This window comes from Alishewanella sp. HL-SH05, assembly GCF_052655985.1.
Map to the genome: position 1 here is coordinate 3440132 of NZ_CP199753.1, position 15509 is coordinate 3455640.

The 15509-nt window shown below is 47.6% G+C and carries 19 protein-coding genes; 14 read left to right on the plus strand and 5 right to left on the minus strand.

All coding sequences use genetic code 11. The features are described 5' to 3' along the window. Positions 1 to 63: 63 nt before the first annotated feature. The 11 genes from ACUJFL_RS15785 to tnpC (ACUJFL_RS15835) all read left to right on the plus strand — a co-directional run bounded on the left by ACUJFL_RS15785 (position 64) and on the right by tnpC (ACUJFL_RS15835) (position 8813). Positions 64 to 720, plus strand: coding sequence for a hypothetical protein (locus ACUJFL_RS15785; RefSeq protein WP_445427967.1), 657 nt, complete (start codon positions 64 to 66; stop codon positions 718 to 720). A 9-nt stretch (positions 721 to 729) separates the two neighbouring features. Next, positions 730 to 1770 carry a hypothetical protein gene (locus ACUJFL_RS15790; RefSeq protein ID WP_445427968.1) on the plus strand — a complete coding sequence of 347 codons (1041 nt, stop codon included), beginning with the start codon at positions 730 to 732 and terminating at the stop codon, positions 1768 to 1770. A 102-nt stretch (positions 1771 to 1872) separates the two neighbouring features. Next, entirely contained in the window at positions 1873 to 2796 is a 924-nt protein-coding gene (locus ACUJFL_RS15795) for a tyrosine-type recombinase/integrase (RefSeq protein ID WP_445427969.1), read from the plus strand. Then, positions 2780 to 4795: an AAA family ATPase gene (locus tag ACUJFL_RS15800; protein ID WP_445427970.1), complete on the plus strand. Its 2016-nt coding sequence runs from the start codon at positions 2780 to 2782 to the stop codon at positions 4793 to 4795. The genes ACUJFL_RS15795 and ACUJFL_RS15800 overlap by 17 nt, the downstream gene beginning before the upstream one ends. A 42-nt stretch (positions 4796 to 4837) precedes the next feature. Beyond that, positions 4838 to 5302, plus strand: coding sequence for a DUF6641 family protein (locus ACUJFL_RS15805; protein ID WP_445427971.1), 465 nt, complete (start codon positions 4838 to 4840; stop codon positions 5300 to 5302). A gap of 56 nt (positions 5303 to 5358) precedes the next feature. Then, on the plus strand, positions 5359 to 5805 hold the full coding sequence (locus ACUJFL_RS15810; protein ID WP_445427972.1) for a JAB domain-containing protein: 447 nt from the start codon (positions 5359 to 5361) through the stop codon (positions 5803 to 5805). A gap of 30 nt (positions 5806 to 5835) precedes the next feature. Next, complete coding sequence (locus tag ACUJFL_RS15815) at positions 5836 to 6243, plus strand: DUF2787 family protein (protein ID WP_445427973.1); 408 nt, start codon at positions 5836 to 5838, stop codon at positions 6241 to 6243. Then, entirely contained in the window at positions 6243 to 6437 is a 195-nt protein-coding gene (locus tag ACUJFL_RS15820; protein ID WP_445427974.1) for a hypothetical protein, read from the plus strand. The genes ACUJFL_RS15815 and ACUJFL_RS15820 overlap by 1 nt, the downstream gene beginning before the upstream one ends. A gap of 80 nt (positions 6438 to 6517) precedes the next feature. Beyond that, positions 6518 to 6802: an IS66 family insertion sequence element accessory protein TnpA gene (gene tnpA, locus ACUJFL_RS15825; RefSeq protein ID WP_205313754.1), complete on the plus strand. Its 285-nt coding sequence runs from the start codon at positions 6518 to 6520 to the stop codon at positions 6800 to 6802. A 2-nt stretch (positions 6803 to 6804) separates the two neighbouring features. After that, positions 6805 to 7161: an IS66 family insertion sequence element accessory protein TnpB gene (tnpB, locus tag ACUJFL_RS15830; protein WP_445425237.1), complete on the plus strand. Its 357-nt coding sequence runs from the start codon at positions 6805 to 6807 to the stop codon at positions 7159 to 7161. A 92-nt stretch (positions 7162 to 7253) separates the two neighbouring features. Next, positions 7254 to 8813: an IS66 family transposase gene (tnpC, locus tag ACUJFL_RS15835; protein ID WP_445427351.1), complete on the plus strand. Its 1560-nt coding sequence runs from the start codon at positions 7254 to 7256 to the stop codon at positions 8811 to 8813. A gap of 209 nt (positions 8814 to 9022) precedes the next feature. Here the strand turns inward: tnpC (ACUJFL_RS15835) and tnpC (ACUJFL_RS15840) are convergent, their stop codons facing one another. From tnpC (ACUJFL_RS15840) to ACUJFL_RS15850, 3 genes are read right to left on the minus strand one after another with little or no spacing between them, the layout of a single operon-like run. After that, positions 9023 to 10552, minus strand: a complete 1530-nt coding sequence (gene tnpC / locus ACUJFL_RS15840) for an IS66 family transposase (protein WP_445429053.1) — start codon at positions 10550 to 10552, stop codon at positions 9023 to 9025. 49 nt (positions 10553 to 10601) lie between these two features. After that, positions 10602 to 10949, minus strand: a complete 348-nt coding sequence (gene tnpB / locus ACUJFL_RS15845; protein ID WP_445425056.1) for an IS66 family insertion sequence element accessory protein TnpB — start codon at positions 10947 to 10949, stop codon at positions 10602 to 10604. Beyond that, on the minus strand, positions 10946 to 11239 hold the full coding sequence (locus ACUJFL_RS15850; RefSeq protein ID WP_445427975.1) for an IS66 family insertion sequence element accessory protein TnpB: 294 nt from the start codon (positions 11237 to 11239) through the stop codon (positions 10946 to 10948). The genes tnpB (ACUJFL_RS15845) and ACUJFL_RS15850 overlap by 4 nt, the downstream gene beginning before the upstream one ends. A gap of 33 nt (positions 11240 to 11272) precedes the next feature. Between ACUJFL_RS15850 and ACUJFL_RS15855 the strand changes: the two genes are divergently transcribed. Genes ACUJFL_RS15855 through tnpC (ACUJFL_RS15865) form a run of 3 tightly spaced genes read left to right on the plus strand, consistent with a single transcriptional unit; the run spans position 11273 to position 13573 of the window. After that, positions 11273 to 11650 carry a transposase gene (locus tag ACUJFL_RS15855; protein WP_445426215.1) on the plus strand — a complete coding sequence of 126 codons (378 nt, stop codon included), beginning with the start codon at positions 11273 to 11275 and terminating at the stop codon, positions 11648 to 11650. Beyond that, positions 11647 to 11994: an IS66 family insertion sequence element accessory protein TnpB gene (tnpB, locus tag ACUJFL_RS15860; protein WP_445425056.1), complete on the plus strand. Its 348-nt coding sequence runs from the start codon at positions 11647 to 11649 to the stop codon at positions 11992 to 11994. Before ACUJFL_RS15855 ends, tnpB (ACUJFL_RS15860) begins: the two co-directional genes overlap by 4 nt. Before the next feature lie 49 nt (positions 11995 to 12043). Beyond that, entirely contained in the window at positions 12044 to 13573 is a 1530-nt protein-coding gene (gene tnpC, locus ACUJFL_RS15865) for an IS66 family transposase (RefSeq protein ID WP_445429053.1), read from the plus strand. Positions 13574 to 13619: 46 nt separating this feature from the next. On the opposite strand, the gene ACUJFL_RS15870 is transcribed toward tnpC (ACUJFL_RS15865), so the two are convergent. Together ACUJFL_RS15870 and ACUJFL_RS15875 are read right to left on the minus strand one after the other, a co-directional pair. Beyond that, positions 13620 to 13787: a transposase gene (locus ACUJFL_RS15870; protein WP_445427976.1), complete on the minus strand. Its 168-nt coding sequence runs from the start codon at positions 13785 to 13787 to the stop codon at positions 13620 to 13622. A gap of 149 nt (positions 13788 to 13936) precedes the next feature. Next, the gene (locus tag ACUJFL_RS15875) at positions 13937 to 15499 is read right to left on the minus strand and encodes a hypothetical protein (RefSeq protein ID WP_445427977.1); all 1563 of its coding nucleotides are present in this window, start codon (positions 15497 to 15499) and stop codon (positions 13937 to 13939) included. Between the last annotated feature and the right edge of the window lie 10 nt (positions 15500 to 15509).

Genomic DNA, 15509 nt, shown 5'->3' on the forward strand with positions numbered 1-15509 from the left:
ATCATCGGCTCAATTGCATGAGCCGATCACATTTGTCACTAATTTAGTAAGAGAGAAAATTTTATGTCTAAGAATAAATCTACGATCAGCAAAAATGCTGGTAGCAAAAAGGTATTAAAAAAGGATGCAGTCTCAGTTGCCCTCAGAGCAATAAAAAAGCGTGACTTCAAATTCAAATCAGACCACCGACAACTAATGGTTAACGGCCTTAATGATGCCGCTAAAAACCAGAAGCTCTTGCTACTAGCTGTTGAGCTCCGCAAGGGATGGGATGCATTTGGCAAACAATCAATGAAAGAGTTTATGGAGGAAACTTTCCATGAGCAGTATGGCACCCTCAATCGTCAGTTAGTAGCCGCCCGGGTTGCATATCGCTTTGGCAAATTAGACGCGGTGAACAAATACAGTGACGACTCAATGCAGCAGATGAGTAAGCTGACTAAGGAACAATGCTTGGAAGTACTTGACCACATCAAACATAAAGTCGGTGACGACTTCAACGAGAAGTCCGTAACCAAGAGCAGCGTAATCGATGCCATGATCGCGCTGGGGTACAAGCAACCACCTAAAGAGCCAAAACAAGATCCTGTGCAACAGCTAGAGAAGACTATCGAGAAATTTGTGGATGCCAAGCTGCGACCCAAAGCACTGGCCACAATTCTTTGTAATAAGTTTGATAAGAAGTTTATCAGCCAGTTGACTAAAGCACTTAAGAAGTAAGGACTCTAAATGAAAATCAAAAATATTATACCTTCATTTCGCGTCGGAGTTGATAAGCTTACTGCAGTAATTCAAGGGCTGTTCGACACTAGCGAAATTGAAAGCAACATCAAACAAATAATTGCAATGCTATGCAGTGTGCATGGCGTTAGTCCGTTTCAAATCAGTACAAGTCAAAATGGCTATGCTTATAGCATCGTCCTGCCCTTAAGCAAGGAATTGGACTTGAAGAACAAGTACAATAATCAGGGCATTCCCAAACTGATTGTGCAGGTGAAACCTAATGCTCGCACACGTCCTTTTATTCGCTTTGAGTTGACGGGCTTCCCATTGCTTCGTGGCGACTATTTCATAGCACGCCGCTGGCTTGAGTATATTATTGGCCGCAAATCAATTCTGTACCTTAATCCGAACAAAGTTAAAGTGACTCGTATTGATATCGCACATGACTTTGAAATGGGCATGGATGAAATCAATGTCAACTTCACTCATGCCATGAAGAGCGCGTGCTTCTTCGGTAAAGATGGCAAACTGGAAACCTTATATTTCGCCATCGATAGCGTCCAGAAAAAGCTTATCGTTTACAGCCTTAAAGCAAAACGCAAACGTGATGGCAAGCCTGACATCGACGATTATGACGCGCGTGCTGAATTGAGGCTCCAACCAAAATGCTTTCTCAGTGATTTGCCTGAAAAGGTAACTGCGAACAGCTATATTGACCGCATTGAGTTTTTTGACCTCAGCTTATTTGATGATGAACAGATCTTAAAACTTGAAAAGAATTACATTGCTATGTTTGGTATCAAAGCGACCCTTCAGGCGATGGATAAGAACCATCGTCGCAGCTTTCGTCTGAAGCTCGCAAAGCACAAAATTCAATACTTCGATACGGACTTAATTGATCAGAAGTTGCAGAAAGAGTTTAAACATATGCGTGGTCTGTTACCGGAGTATAACTACTCTCATGTTCAGGGCCATGCTCAGCATAAGTTCGAAGCTATTTTTCAATCTTACCTCGGCAAATCTGATAAAGATTATACCGTGTCATAAACACCGCTCGCCATTCCTCCCAACCTAGCGCTACCATAGTGTAGCGCTGTCCCCTTCTGCGCTCATTAATCCCCCCAATTACTAGAAATTCAGAGGTGCTCTATGAGTACAGCTTGCCCCTGCGCGCTGTATTTGGGCCGTCTATCGCCTACCAGTCGTAGCTCAATCGCGTCACAGCTTAATAGTGTCGCCAAGCTTATGAACTGGCCTGATGATTACGGCTCATACTTCGCTAAGATTGACTATCAACAAGCATTGCTTATTCGTGCTGTACTGACGAATGTTGGCTGGCAGCCCCGCTCAGTCAATAGAGCGATGATTGCTATTCGTTGCATCATTAAAGTTGCGGTGATGATGGGTCAGGCAGATCAGAAAGAAGCCGCCCATATCGCTACTATCGATCGCCTGAAACATCCTGAGCATCAAGGCACGCCGCTTAGCACTAAGCAAGTTGATCAGCTATTCACGTTACTGGAACGTGGCCGATGCGCTGTGGCTAAAAGAAACTTAGCTATCTTTGCACTGCTACTTGGCACCGGACTTCGCCGCAGTGAGTTAGTGGCGTTGCTACTGAGTGACTATAACCGGCGTGACCATACCCTGCTTGTGCGAAATGGTAAGGGTAATAAAAGCAGGCTACTGTTCTTGCCCAAGTGGTGCCAAGAGCATATAGCCGTGTGGCTGCGTGAACGTCGGTTAGAAGATGGCTTCCTGCTATGTAAAACCTACACTAGCGGCAAAGTAGTGCCTGATGTTGGCATGACGGTATCGTCAGTCTATAGGCTAATAAAGCAAAAACTAACGGCGATTGGCGTGCCGAATGTATCACCACATGACATGCGCCGGACCTTTATCACCCGCTTGCTTGAGCAGAATGTCGATATCAATACGGTGCGCCAGATGGCAGGCCATGCTGATATCCGCACTACTACTGTTTATGACAAGCGCGACCACCAGTTTATGAAGCAAGCGGCACAGACGCTGAGCTACAAATCAGCCGGAGGTGAGCATGATAGTGCCAGCTAAATCGCCGATGCCTTGTCACTTTCTTGCCTCTCAGTATGCCAAGCGAGTGATAGCCCTGATAGACGTTGATATCTGCTGCACCAGCATTAATCGGAATATGCTGCGCCGGGTAACAGGCAGAAGCTTAGATGAAGATAAAAAGCTGGTTACAGCCACGGTGCTGGGCTATCTGGATTTCGAAGATGATACGCCGGTGCTGACAGCCCGAGTGCGTCAGAACATGGTAACGCTATGTTCGCTATTTGATGTTAAGTGCGAGTTTGCCCCCGCCCTGGGTTTTCTATCGCTGATGAATATTAATCAGGGGCTTAACCACCTGATTGATTTCTTAGGTGGGCATTTAGAAGAACATGCTCTGGAACGGTTACTAAGTGACTTATCAGGCCTCAGTTCAGATGAAGTGGCTAACTGTTTAGTCCGACTGCAGCAAAACGGGGTGTTGTTAATAGACCGGTGGTTGAATGAGCCACAGGACATCACCATGCCGGGCAGTATGCTGTTTGTGCTAACCACCGAACTAGTCGAGAGCAAAGAGCAACTGTTAAAGCATGCGCTATGCGCCAGCACACCCACCATACTAAAGCCGGATGACTTCAGCTATGTCGATGTTGACCTACTGCAGGGTTATCTGAGCCAAGCTATCGAGCAGAAGCATAAAGGTATTAACATTCTGCTGTATGGTGAGGCAGGTAGCGGTAAGACTGAACTGGCAAAGGTTTTAGCTCACAGTTTGGCACTAACCCTGTTTGAAGCCCGGAACCTACGGATGGAGGAGGGATTCTTGTCAGGTGAGTTTGGTGCTAAAAGTTCGGACACCCAGCGCCTGCAGTACATTACTTTGGTGCAAAGCTTAATGGCTGGCAGTGACATGATGTTACTGGTCGATGAGTGTGAAAGCCTGTTTTACAGTGCCGACACCCATTACTCCAAAGAGTCAGTCCATCGGCTACTTGAGCAAAATGCCGTGCCGACCATCTGGATAACCAACCATGTACAGCAGTTGGAGCACAGTTATATCAGGCGCTTTAAGCTTGTCATGCCGGTGCATTCACCTGACGATAACGTGCTTGAGAAAATCAGCCGTGCCGAGTTCAAAGGGTTAGGCATTGCCAGTGAGTTTCACACCTTACTAAGTAAGACACCTAACCTCACACCGGCCCTGCTGGCGAATGCAGGCCATGTAGTCAGGACCATTGGCTTTAAACGTTCGCTGGCGCAAGGCGTAATTGAGGATGTAGTAGAGAACGCCCTTACAGCCTGTAACCTTTGGGATGACACCTTACGTTACAAGCCGGAGCTCAACTTTGATATCAGTATGCTCAACATCAAGCAGCCTGCATCGGTGCTCAAACAGATAAATCATGCAGTCGCGAATAATGCCCCCATTAGGGTGCTGATTAGTGGCCCGCCTGGCACTGGAAAGACCGCCTTGGCGCACCATATGGCCGAGTTACATCAGCGTGATATTAAACGTGTACTTAGCTCAGATGTGATTAGTAAGTACGTGGGTGAATCAGAACAGCAAATCGCTAAGCTATTTCAGCAGGCGCATCGGGATAACCAACTGTTACTGCTGGATGAGGTGGATAGCCTGCTGACCAGCCGGGAGCGGCTTAACGCGCATCATGAGCGGCTAGTAGTTAACGAACTGCTGGCACAGCTTGAGTGCTACAGCTACCCGCTGTTTGCTGCGACTAATTTCGAAACGGCTTTGGACAGCGCCGTGCTGCGCCGCTTTGACTTCAAGCTCGAATGTGACTATCTGACAGCGCCGCAAGTTTTAACACTGTATAAGCGCACTGTGAGCGTTCCACAGCTATCTAAGAATGAGACTGAGCAGCTTAGTCGATTGAGCAGACTGACACCCGGAGATTTTGCACTTTTAACACGTCGGCTGCGCTTTTGTGCAGCTCACGAACACCGTCTGCTGGCGCTTACTGTGCTGGCAGAAGAAAACAACCGCAAGCAAACAACCCCAACCATCGGCTTTGTACGTTAGCGCTCGCTAACACCTAAGCCAAACCAACAAAAGGAAATACCCATGACATCATTATTGAGTTCTCTCAAGGTTATCGCACGCCCAAAAATCGAAGCCAAGCCACCTATCTTAGCCAAGCGGATGCGCTTAATTGAAAAGCTGGATGAGCAGCAGGCCATGGCACAGGCCATGTTAGACGGTCAGGCCTATGAAGCCTTTAAAGATAAAGTCGTTAAAGACCCCGAGACCGGCGAGCGCAAAACCGTGCGTAAGCGCAAAGCCGTTCGGCCCTGGTACTTTGATGACAAAGAACACTACTACTTTGAAATTAAGGTAGGCCTTAAAACACTGGAGCTGGATAAAGACAAAGCGGCCATCGATGTCGGTAAGAAAGAAGACTTGCCGGCTGTTATCGGCACACTGATTAAGGCCGTCGAGAGTGGCGAGCTGGATACGCAGATATTGCAATTGTCACCGGCAAAACCCCCGAAACAACCCAAGCAGGCAAAAGCACCTGCCAAGCAATAACTCATTGTGGCCGGTGGTGTGCCGGCCAAAGCTTTTGGGGGTTTAGGAGGTGACTAATGCCAACCCTACGCGAAATAGATGTGAAGTACCGCTTTAAAGAAATCGACTGCGACATTACCGGCATGCCGGTACATCAACCAGCGGCGATAGCCCGGTTGTTTGATTACCTAAAGTACGAGACCAAGGAAGTATTTATTGTCGTTAACCTGACCAAACAGCACGACATTAACTGCTTTGAGGTTGTGGCAACTGGCAGTGTTGACGCCGTTACCTTACGACCGGCTGAAGTACTAAGAACCGCCGTGATACTTAACTTAAAGGTAGTGATGCTTATTCATAACCATCCATCGGGTAAGACGAAGCCAAGCCGCGCAGATATCGGAATTACCCGACATATCATTGAGGCAGCAAAAACACTGGATATCACTGTACTGGACCACATTATTATCGGCCTGAACCAGTACACCAGTTTGCAAGAAACCCACCCAGACATTTTTCAGTAATTTAGAAACACACACTTAGGAGTTGTAACTATGCGTATTTTATACGGAGACTTAGTGCTGCCCGTTAGTCAGCAGCTTGGCGATAACCTGTCGAGGTTATTGCTTCAACGTGAAAACAAAGAACCCCGCGAAGCAGTGATTAACTTTCGGGACCCGGACTACAGCGCTGAACGTGGTGGCTACCACCCCGTTGAAATAAGACTGGAGCGTAGCGCTCACAACTGGAGGATTTGCTACATCACCGACTTTGCCTATGTTGGCCAAGGCCAGGATGCAGAACTAGCCAAATCATTAGACTTTGATTTTCAGGCAGGCATGTTTCAGGATGTTAGTGGTTACTACCCCATCGAAACTGCATTGCAAATCTACCCTATCTGGGAAGAGAACTTCATAACCTACTGGCTGGACATGAAAGTATTCGACGTGGAGGTAAGCTAATGGCCAAGTACATGACCAAACGAAGCAAGTCAGATTTAAACGGCAGCCCGAAACGGATTGCACTGGGTAACTGGTTACGTGAGCAACGGGAAGCAAAAGGCCTTACTATGCGAGATCTGGGTGCCATCAGCAGCAAGCCACACAGTTATTTCGGTAAAATAGAACAGGCACAGCGGGGACTGGATGTACTGTAAGCGTAACGCCAACCACACATTCCTATCCTAACTGATCAACATTACCCTGTCTGCCTCTTTAAATTATCAGGGTAATCATCATGAAACGCACTAAAGAACAATGGCTGGCCTTATTCGCCGAGCAAGCCCAAAGTGGCCTTACTCAAACGGCATTTGCTAAACGACAAGGGATTATCCCGACCTATTTCAATCTCCGTAAACGCCAGTTGTTGGCTCATCAGAATGATGACACCGGTTTCATTGAATTAGCACCACAAAGCTCGCCACTGGCCCAGCATATCCTGCTACGCAAGCGTGATATGGAATTGCAACTTCCAGCAGGGACGGATGCACTCTGGTTAGCCGCCTTGCTCAGAGCACTTTGACTATGAAAATGTTCCTCGATGTGCTTAAGGTCTATTTGCATAAACAGCCGGTCGATTTTCGCAAATCCATTAATGGCTTATCGTTGCTGGTCGAGCAAGAGATGCAGCTCTCGCCATTTAGCGGTGCACTATTTGTGTTCTGCAATCGGCAGCGTACTCGGTTAAAAGTGCTGTACTGGGATAGCACTGGGTTTTGTCTGTGGTACAAGCGACTTGAAAAAGACACATTCCGCTGGCCAAGGCAGATGCCAGGTAAAGTGTTGTCTATTAGCGAGCAGCAATGGCATTGGCTGTTGCAAGGTGTCGATATTCAAAAAATCACCGCGCACCAGCCGCTGCATTACCAGAGTGTGGGTTGATATGCCGATCGGCTATAAATCCTGTAGATCGCATCCAAAACAATCTAAATCTTACCAAGCACTTAGCCAAATTGGCCGTTACAATAACGGCCATGAAAAAGATACCTCAATCCTTACCTGATGATGTTGAACTGCTCAAGAAAATGCTGCTTGAGCAGACGCAAAAGCTTGAGCGCAAACTGGCGCAAAAAGACAAACGCATCGCTAAACTAGAGCGGGTTAACCAGCAGCTCTCGGATAAGTTACAGCAATTACTGGAGCGCTATAACCTGAAGAAGTACCAGAAATTTAGCCCCAGCAGCGAGACCTACGAAGGTGAAGGCGAAGTGTTAAATGAGGCCGAGCAGCTTATTGAAGAGCAGTCAGTAGCAACAGAGCCAGATACTCAGACGACCGAGAGCGCTGAGAAAACCGCCAAGCCACGCCGACCGCGTATTATTCCTGAATTGCCCCGCGTTGACGTTATCCATGACATTGACGATAAAACCTGTGTCTGCTGTGGCCATGCCCTGCATCAAATGGGTGAAGAAGTCAGTGAGCAAATTGAGTTCGTGCCCGCGCAAATCCGTGTTCTTAGAAACGTCCGGTTGAAATACAGCTGCCGGCAGTGTGAAACCAATGGCACTAAGGTCGACATTAAGATTGCTGATGTGCCAGCTGCGGTTATCCCTAAGAGCATGGCCACGCCAAGTTTACTGGCGCAAATCATCAGCAGCAAAATGCACTATGGCTTGCCGTTATACCGTCAGGAGCAGTTGTTTAATCAGGCAGGTATTGAGCTTAGTCGTCAAACGATGAGTCGTTGGCTGATAACCTGTGCAGATAAACTTAAACCGCTACTGGCGTTAATGAAAGCTGAGCTTCTGAAACAGCCGGTGCTGTGGGCAGATGAAACCACGGTCAATGTGCTGGATGTTGAGAAAAGCACCTGCTACATGTGGGTGTATGGCTGTGGCTTAGAAAAAAGTACCGGCCCCAAACTGGCGCTGTTTGATTATCAGGATAGCCGCAGCAGCAAACATCCCTGTGACTTCTTATCCGGCTTTAACGGTTATCTGCAGGTCGATGGTTATGCCGGGTATGAGAAAACTCACGCAACCTTAGTCGGTTGCTGGGCGCATGCCAGACGCAAGTTCGTTGAAGCCCAAAAAGCACAGGGCAAAGGCAAAACGGGTAAAGCGGATGTGGCCCTTAACCACATCCAGAAACTCTATGCACTGGAGAGTAAATTAAAAACTGCGCCGCCTGATAAGAAGTATGACGCCAGACAAGCACTAGCTAAACCACTGCTAGAACAATTTAAAAGCTGGCTGGATAAATCAAGCGAGAGTGTCACGAAAGAAAGTTTACTGGGAGTCGCTATCACGTATAGCCTGAATCAGTGGCCCAAACTCATCCGCTATCTGGACGATGGCCGATTAAATATCGACAACAACCGTGCTGAGCGCGCCGTCAAACCGTTCGTGATTGGACGCAAGGCGTGGTTGTTTGCCAATACTGAAACGGGCGCAGAAGCCAGTGCTGCAATGTATAGCCTAGTCGAAACGGCCAAAATCAATGGTCTGGAACCGTATGATTACTTATGCCGCTTGCTGACAGAGCTGCCCAAAGCCAATACCCACGAGCAACTGCAAGAACTCCTGCCTTATTGATCAGCAGCCACACCGCAAGGTGTGGTTGTTGTTACGCTTACGATGTACTGGAGTTCTTAGAGCTATGTGAGTGGATGGAGATCGATTTTCGCTCCGCGATAAATCAGATTAACAAGCTTTAATATCTTTCACTATTTGTAAGCGTCCGGCGATCACAGGTTAGCGCTCTGATTTAAGTGTCCACTTAACTTTAGTGGACACTTAGTGTCTTAAATCGCGTCACCTGACTGTTTGGATAGATCGATATTCCAAGGTAACAACTCATCGACACGGTTGATGGGGTGATTGCCGATACGTTTGAGTACCGCTGTGAGATAGTCATTTGGATTGATGCCATTGAGTTTAGCGGTGCCGAGTATTGAGTACAGCACGGCAGCTCGCTCTCCTCCAGCAACTGAACCCGCAAACAGGTAATTTTTCCTACCCAAGGCAATCGGCCGCAATGAGCGCTCTGCACTGTTGTTATCTATCTCAGCATAACCGTTATCCACATAGGCAACCAACGCCTCCCACTGTTTCAGAGCATAATGAATAGCCTTGGATAACGGCGAGCCTTTCGATAAGGTACGTAGGGTTGTTTGCAACCACGCATGGAAGCGCTCAAGGATTGGCTTGGCATGTGTGGCTCGGATGTGTTGTCGTTCATCCGGTGGTTTGCCGCGTACCTGCTTTTCAATCACATAGAGGGATTGGATAATGGCAATGGCTTCGTCGGCTAAAGGCGAAGGGCCGCTTTGAGTGATGTCATAGAACTTACGCCGCACGTGTGCCCAGCAACCATGTTGGGTGATTTGCCGTTGGTATAATTCGTTGTAACCGGCATAAGCATCGGCCTGCAGTGAGCCTTTGTAATCTTTTAAATGCGCCGCAGGATGAAGACTTCTTCGGTCTTCACTATATTGCAGCCATACCGCAGGCGGTGTGCTATCTCCCCAGGGGCGACCATCGCGGACATAGGTCCAGTAACGACCTGTTTGCGTGCGACCTTTACCCGGTGATAGCGTCGGTGCGGTGGTATCATCCGCATGTACGTGGTAACTGGCTTTAACATGGCGACCAATGGCATCTGCCAGTGGTGTGAGTAATGCACTCGTTTGTCCTACCCAGTCAGCCAAGGTAGAGCGCTCGATGTCGATGCCTTCACGTTCCATCCGCTCAGCTTGGCGGTACAGCGGTTGATGGTCGAGGTATTTATCAACCATCACCTGTGTGAGCAATGCAGCACTGGCCAGTCCTTTTTTAATCACACGCTCAGGCGCAGCACCTTGCACCAATGTGTCGCAGTGCTGGCAGCTGAATTTAGGGCGTACAATACGGATAACCCGATAAGAGGCCGGCACCACATCCAGCATTTCAGAAACATCATCACCGATATGGGTTAATGCACCCTGACATGCCGGGCACTGGCAAGCCGTTTCAACACGAAGCTCTTCTCGCGGCAATTGTGCAGGCAGAGAGACGCGCCGACGGGGCGTGGCTTTGTTCTCTTTTGCTGGTGCGGCTAGCTTTGGTAAGGCTGCAGTTTGCATCTCAAGCTCTTCAAGCTGTAATTCCAACTGATGAATTTGCTTATCGATATGCTCGGACGAACGTCCGAAGCGGGCACGTTTTAATACGGATAACTGGTGGCGTAACGAGGCAATAACGGTATCCTGCTGGGCAAGCGTTGACTGCAGTTGAAGGATAATTTCCTGCAACTGTTTTGGGTCATTGGGTAAGGAAGATGCCATCGTTTTCATGCGCTGCATAATAACATAAAAATCCAGCTAACTCATTGATTAAATGCAATTATGCGGCGTTTATTGGTCTATTTTTTCTGGCAGGTGGCCGCCAGTCTAAGCCTTCCAGTAACAGCGCCAATTCGGCTTGTGTTAAATGCACAGCCCCCGATTTTGCACTTGGCCAAACAAATTTACCCTGCTCCAGTCGCTTGTAAAATAAACATAACCCCTGACCATCCCACCAGAGCAATTTAACCCGGTCGCTACGACGTCCGCGAAACACAAATACGTGACCGCTAAACGGGTCTTTTTGCAGCACATGCTGCGCCATTGCAGCCAGGCCATCAAAGCCTTTGCGCATATCGGTGTAACCGGCACACAGCCAAATGCGCACGTCATGCGATAACATCATCATGACAACGCCACCACGAGTTGGTGCAACATGTCCGGCGTGGCGTCGTGTAGCACCAGTTGGTGACCGCTACGAAACGATACCGTTATTGCAGCAGGTTTATGTAACACCGGCACCGCGTCAACCGCACGAACACTGACAGGAAGGAATGGCATGGGAGCCGCTGACGTATTCACTTCACCTTTAGCGCGCCTGACCCACAATGCATTACCGAGGTTAACGTCTCGGATCCAGCGAAACACTGTAGGCGTCCGGCCATCACATCTTTTATTTGCTGACTGATCACGCATCATATCTTTCACTGTTGCCAACAATGAGAGTTATGTATGCCAGCTTTAAAACAACCCGATATACGTCGGTTCTTTTCCCCCGAATTAAAATGGCAGATCGTCCAGGAATCGAAAGAACAAACCCTTTCAGTATCTCAATTAGCGCGCAAATATGATGTCAATACCAACCAAGTGTTTCGCTGGATCCGAGACGTTAACCTCGGTAATGCATTGTGGGTCAGGCGCGCTAAAGGTGAAGTGAATACGTCAGCGGCTCCCATGCCATTCCTTCCTGTCAGTGTTCGTGCGGTTGACGCGGTGCCGGTGTTACATAAACCTGCTGCAATAACGGTATCGTTTCGTAGCGGTCACCAACTGGTGCTACACGACGCCACGCCGGACATGTTGCACCAACTCGTGGTGGCGTTGTCATGATGATGTTATCGCATGACGTGCGCATTTGGCTGTGTGCCGGTTACACCGATATGCGCAAAGGCTTTGATGGCCTGGCTGCAATGGCGCAGCATGTGCTGCAAAAAGACCCGTTTAGCGGTCACGTATTTGTGTTTCGCGGACGTCGTAGCGACCGGGTTAAATTGCTCTGGTGGGATGGTCAGGGGTTATGTTTATTTTACAAGCGACTGGAGCAGGGTAAATTTGTTTGGCCAAGTGCAAAATCGGGGGCTGTGCATTTAACACAAGCCGAATTGGCGCTGTTACTGGAAGGCTTAGACTGGCGGCCACCTGCCAGAAAAAATAGACCAATAAACGCCGCATAATTGCATTTAATCAATGAGTTAGCTGGATTTTTATGTTATTATGCAGCGCATGAAAACGATGGCATCTTCCTTACCCAATGACCCAAAACAGTTGCAGGAAATTATCCTTCAACTGCAGTCAACGCTTGCCCAGCAGGATACCGTTATTGCCTCGTTACGCCACCAGTTATCCGTATTAAAACGTGCCCGCTTCGGACGTTCGTCCGAGCATATCGATAAGCAAATTCATCAGTTGGAATTACAGCTTGAAGAGCTTGAGATGCAAACTGCAGCCTTACCAAAGCTAGCCGCACCAGCAAAAGAGAACAAAGCCACGCCCCGTCGGCGCGTCTCTCTGCCTGCACAATTGCCGCGAGAAGAGCTTCGTGTTGAAACGGCTTGCCAGTGCCCGGCATGTCAGGGTGCATTAACCCATATCGGTGATGATGTTTCTGAAATGCTGGATGTGGTGCCGGCCTCTTATCGGGTTATCCGTATTGTACGCCCTAAATTCAGCTGCCAGCACTGCGACACATTGGTGCAAGGTGCTGCGCCTGAGCGTGTGATTAAAAAAGGACTGGCCAGTGCTGCATTGCTCACACAGGTGATGGTTGATAAATACCTCGACCATCAACCGCTGTACCGCCAAGCTGAGCGGATGGAACGTGAAGGCATCGACATCGAGCGCTCTACCTTGGCTGACTGGGTAGGACAAACGAGTGCATTACTCACACCACTGGCAGATGCCATTGGTCGCCATGTTAAAGCCAGTTACCACGTACATGCGGATGATACCACCGCACCGACGCTATCACCGGGTAAAGGTCGCACGCAAACAGGTCGTTACTGGACCTATGTCCGCGATGGTCGCCCCTGGGGAGATAGCACACCGCCTGCGGTATGGCTGCAATATAGTGAAGACCGAAGAAGTCTTCATCCTGCGGCGCATTTAAAAGATTACAAAGGCTCACTGCAGGCCGATGCTTATGCCGGTTACAACGAATTATACCAACGGCAAATCACCCAACATGGTTGCTGGGCACACGTGCGGCGTAAGTTCTATGACATCACTCAAAGCGGCCCTTCGCCTTTAGCCGACGAAGCCATTGCCATTATCCAATCCCTCTATGTGATTGAAAAGCAGGTACGCGGCAAACCACCGGATGAACGACAACACATCCGAGCCACACATGCCAAGCCAATCCTTGAGCGCTTCCATGCGTGGTTGCAAACAACCCTACGTACCTTATCGAAAGGCTCGCCGTTATCCAAGGCTATTCATTATGCTCTGAAACAGTGGGAGGCGTTGGTTGCCTATGTGGATAACGGTTATGCTGAGATAGATAACAACAGTGCAGAGCGCTCATTGCGGCCGATTGCCTTGGGTAGGAAAAATTACCTGTTTGCGGGTTCAGTTGCTGGAGGAGAGCGAGCTGCCGTGCTGTACTCAATACTCGGCACCGCTAAACTCAATGGCATCAATCCAAATGACTATCTCACAGCGGTACTCAAACGTATCGGCAATCACCCCATCAACCGTGTCGATGAGTTGTTACCTTGGAATATCGATCTATCCAAACAGTCAGGTGACGCGATTTAAGACACTAAGTGTCCACTAAAGTTAAGTGGACACTTAAATCAGAGCGCTAACCTGTGATCGCCGGACGCTTACGAAACACTTGGTTGGTATTGACATCATATTTGCGCGCTAATTGAGATACTGAAAGGGTTTGTTCTTTCGATTCCTGGACGATCTGCCATTTTAATTCGGGGGAAAAGAACCGACGTATATCGGGTTGTTTTAAAGCTGGCATACATAACTCTCATTGTTGGCAACAGTGAAAGATATGATGCGTGATCAGTCAGCAAATAAAAGATGTGATGGCCGGACGCCTACCACTATTTCATACAGTGCTTGCTTTATTAATAAAGCAAGCACTGCGATCTTAGTCGGCAAATTAGCTTATTCCTTATAGAAACTTAAATTAACAGGCTCCACCCAACTTGGTATCAATAAACTGTTTAGCAACATAGAGATTTTATTAAAAGCTCTTAGTTCTGACGGAATAGAAAATCTGTCATCATCTAAAGCAGTCACGACGTCCACTTTATATAAATACAACAGAAGGTCCCGAACTCTCTTTGCTCTTTTAACTCGGGCCTGCTGGCTTCTGCTAAGTCCTAAACATTCCTCAATGAAGGTATCACTTGCTGCGGCTTTGGCACTGCAAACTGATCCTCGATAATTAGGCAATATAAACTCACAGAAGAATGGTGCCCAAAGTTTAGCTGGCATTTTCCAACCATCATCCTCAGTGTCTGATGGATTTAGATTAGCGGAGTAACGTTGACTCAATCGACTCGAGATCTCGTTCGAGTTACTTGAAAGACAAAACAGAAAGCTATTTTTCTCTTCTATCGCCGCTTCAAACTTAGCATTTTCAACAGCGGCTTCACGTTTTGCGAGCTTGTTTAGGGCATACTGCCAACGCTTGATACCAACAAGCACTGATTTAAACGTAAAAGAATTAATATCGTCATTCAACGATAGTTGGTAAACCAAGGTCGGAGTCTTGGGTGTGGTATATAACTTACCCATACTGAAAACTACTGGCACAGCTTGCTTTTTTGCATAGTTGCCTTCGACAATGATGTCGGATTCAGCTGTTGCATGATCGCCAGTTAGATTAAACGTAACATTTCTAATGTTTGATACTGCAACACCCTTACTAACGAAATACGACTTACCATTCAGCAGTGTAAAATTTTTAGAAGTTAGAGGTTTCAGGGGTAGCCGGTCACGGGAGGAATTTCGTTGCAGATTGTTTATTTCAAATTTAAAAGTTCCATAGATTTGGGAATTCCTTTGCTTAATCTTTACTGGTAACTCCCCTCTTGATACCTCCTTACACCTAGCTTTAACATAGGCCTCATTGACCCAGCCTCTTTTCGCCTCTCGAATTAACAACGCTCGCAGTTCTGTAGCTTCGACAGTCCATGGCACCCGACTCAGATCAATCTCAAACACCTCGAAATCTAGTTGCGTAAACTTCTTTTTATCTTCAGTGGTTTTCGCATTTGTTACATAAATTTCAACGCCGACTTGACGACCTGATGCCTCGAAAATGACTGAGTCGATAATAATGTTACCGAATCTCACTTCAGATTCTGCTTTACAGATTCTGATTCGAGGTTCTAGTTCATAATACGTGGAAACAACTTCATTACCCAAGCAATCAAGCCCCGTAGAGGAAGCATAGTATCCTGGCATTAGTATACTTTGGTTTTCAGAAGCAAAGTCTAGAAGAATGGATTTAGCCACTTTGTGAAGTACAGATTCACCTTGGCAAACGGAATCCTGTTCATGGCCAAAGTATTCTGTTTTGGATGATGTCTTAGAGTTGTATGCAATTAATGGCTCGCCACAATCAATGCAATGACAGCTACATGCCTTTCCATTAGCAACATGCTTGATATGGCAGTATTGCCCAACAGAATTTATTGCCCAAGCGACTTTTACTGCCATATCAATAATG